Source organism: Thioclava sp. NG1, from assembly GCF_003122275.1.
GTDB lineage: Bacteria > Pseudomonadota > Alphaproteobacteria > Rhodobacterales > Rhodobacteraceae > Thioclava > Thioclava nitratireducens.
Window position 1 is genome coordinate 1 of record NZ_QFBB01000034.1, and the last position, 1414, is coordinate 1414.

Annotated in this window: 1 protein-coding gene; it reads left to right on the forward strand. The window is 67.0% G+C overall.

All coding sequences use genetic code 11. The features are described from left to right. Nucleotides 1-1414: glycerol kinase GlpK (gene glpK, locus DEM26_RS20150; RefSeq protein WP_109173305.1), on the forward strand; the 1414-nt coding region annotated here is incomplete at both ends.

Below are 1414 nucleotides of genomic sequence, written 5' to 3' on the forward strand. Positions count from 1 at the left end.
TTTGACGGCGCGCTGCGCCCGGTGGCGAGCGCGCAGCAGGAATTCACGCAGCATTTCCCGCGTTCGGGCTGGGTGGAGCACGATGCCGAGGAAATCTGGGAGAGCGTGCTGACGACCGTGCGCGGCGCCATCGAGAAGGCCGGTGTGACCGCAGCGGACATCTCCGGCATCGGCATCACCAACCAGCGCGAGACGACGCTGGTCTGGGACCGCGAGAGCGGCAAGCCGATCCATAACGCCATTGTCTGGCAGGACCGCCGCACCGCCGAATTCTGCCGCACCCTTCGCGAGGACGGGTTCGAGGAGACCGTGACCGCGCGCACCGGGCTGATCATCGATCCCTATTTCTCGGCCACGAAACTGCGCTGGCTTCTGGAGAATGTCGACGGCGCGCGGGAGAAGGCCGAGGCGGGCAAGCTCGCCTTCGGGACCATCGACAGCTGGCTGATCTGGAAACTGACGGGCGGCACCTCGCATGTCACTGATGCCACGAATGCCGCGCGCACGATGCTCTACGATATCGCGAAAGGGCGCTGGTCGACGACCATCGCGAAGAAACTCGGCGTGCCGATGGAGATGCTGCCGGAAGTGAAGGATTGCGCGGCGGAGTTCGGCGTCACGCAACCCGATCTCTTCGGCGCGGAAATCCCGATCCTCGGCGTCGCGGGCGACCAGCAGGCGGCGACGGTTGGGCAGGCCTGCTTCAAGCCGGGGATGCTGAAATCGACCTACGGCACGGGCTGCTTCGCGCTGCTCAATACCGGCGATCAGATGGTGCGCTCGGAGAACCGGCTGCTGACCACCATCGCCTACCAGCTCGACGGCAAAGTGACCTATGCGCTCGAAGGCTCGATCTTCGTCGCGGGGGCGGTGGTGCAATGGCTGCGCGACGGGCTGAAGATCATCGAGACCGCCGACCAGACGCAGGCGCTGGCCGAGCAGTCCGACCCCGAGCAGGACGTGATCATCGTGCCCGCCTTCACCGGCCTCGGCGCGCCTTACTGGAACCCCGATTGCCGCGGCGCAGTCTTCGGCCTGACCCGCAGCTCCGGCCCGGCAGAGTTCGCCCGCGCGGCCCTGGAATCGGTGGGTTTCCAGACCCGCGATCTCTTGGAGGCGATGCAGGCGGATTGGTCCGACGACGCGCGCCCGACCCTGCGGGTCGATGGCGGCATGACGGCGTCGGATTGGGCGATGCAGTTCCTGTCCGACATCCTCGGTGCACCAGTGGACCGGCCCGAAGTGCTGGAGACAACGGCCCTCGGCGCGGCCTGGCTTGCAGGCTACAGGGCGGGTCTCTACCCCGAGCCGGAAGAGTTCGCCAAAGGCTGGGCGCTCGATCGCAACTTCGCCCCGCAGATGGACGAGGCCACACGCGAAGCCCGCTACGCCGCGTGGAAAAAGGCGGTCGAGG